Raw genomic sequence first — 1,443 nt, forward strand, 5'->3', positions numbered from 1 at the left:
GCTACATTTCGGAACATGTTTTTACCTCCATATCTATGCCAACACTTTTAATGATGATCATTCAACCATTCTTATGACTTGCGACACGTTTTCCAATCCTTCAATTTCCTTCATGACATCGCCCTTGATTTTCTGATCGACTTCAATCACCATGAGGGCCATTTGACCTTTTTCTTTTCGTGAAACTTCCATATGTCCAATGTTAATTTCATGGTTTGCCAATACGGTCGAAACGGAAGATATGATTCCAAATACATCGTTATGCACGACTAAAATGGCTGGGTTTTCACCTGACAATTTAAGCTTGAACGTATTCAATTCCGTTATTTCTATCATTCCGCCGCCAATCGAGATCCCAACTAGTTCCAATTCTTTATCTTCGTCGAACAGTCTGATCTTGACTGTATTAGGATGATCCATCACAGTATCCTCGATTGTAAAGGTAACTTCCATGCCAGCTTCTTCCGCTATCGTTAAAGAGGCAGGGATTCGTTCATCATCCGTATCGAAATCCAATATCCCGCCTACGACAGCGACATCCGTACCGTGTCCCCTGTATGTTTTTGCAAAAGAACCATATAAAGAAATAATGGCTTTCTTCGGTTGCTTTCCGAATAATGTCCTTGCTACTCTGCCAATTCTGGCAGCTCCTGCTGTATGTGAGCTTGAAGGTCCAATCATGACGGGACCGATTATATCGAATGCAGATCTGTACTTCATTGTGTAATGCCCCTTTTCCCGGCAAAAGATTCGATTAACCTTCTTTCATTATGCCGCTTTTTGTTCTTCATTCACCCTTATATCTGAAACAGTCGTAATCTTATAATTCTTGAACACGATCGACCCAAGGAAACCTGCCGTTGCTCCTACACCTGAAAATATCCCAGCCGTGATTGTCACTCTTTTACAAGATCATTGAAACCGTACATAACTGCCAACCCTGAGATTGGTGTCGCGGTCCCGGTTGCATTATGGGTCAGAAACATGGAAAAACTTTTCAAGCAGAGAACACCGTTGAACGCGTCATTGCCTATTTAAAAGAATTCTTTCCACTAATAATGTCCGTTATCGAATAGGCGAAAAAGTCAGCGTTCATCTCAATCATACGACGGTTGTTTATATTTATAATGCTCCGGGATTAGCAGTATATCTCCACAATCAACAAATGCTTATGAAAGAAAAATTTTATGAAATTGATTCAATTATTATAGAGATGGACATTGGGGTTTAATATAGGAACAGGAATAGGTATAACTAGTTCTGGTGCCCCATTTGAGATTGGACAAAATACTCCCAAGGTTGTATATTTTTGTCCGTTCTAATAGAATCAGTAGAAAAAATCTTTGAACATATTAAATAAAATAAGCTACTCAATTATCCTTAAAATTTTTGTTTATCCCTATCTTGAAAAGGATTAATATTGTACTGAATCAAACACGATTG

Annotated in this window: 2 protein-coding genes; both read right to left on the minus strand. The window is 38.7% G+C overall.

Annotation, left to right across the window (positions count from 1 at the left end; all coding sequences use genetic code 11):
- Positions 1-57 precede the first annotated feature (57 nt).
- Positions 58-720 carry an L-serine ammonia-lyase, iron-sulfur-dependent subunit beta gene (gene sdaAB, locus ACFVSH_RS11565; RefSeq protein ID WP_387705986.1) on the minus strand — a complete coding sequence of 221 codons (663 nt, stop codon included), beginning with the start codon at positions 718-720 and terminating at the stop codon, positions 58-60.
- A gap of 48 nt (positions 721-768) precedes the next feature.
- Complete coding sequence (locus ACFVSH_RS11570; protein WP_387595141.1) at positions 769-900, minus strand: hypothetical protein; 132 nt, start codon at positions 898-900, stop codon at positions 769-771.
- Between the last annotated feature and the right edge of the window lie 543 nt (positions 901-1,443).

The sequence above is a fragment of the Peribacillus sp. NPDC058002 genome (assembly GCF_042886655.1).
GTDB lineage: Bacteria > Bacillota > Bacilli > Bacillales > DSM-1321 > Peribacillus > Peribacillus aracenensis.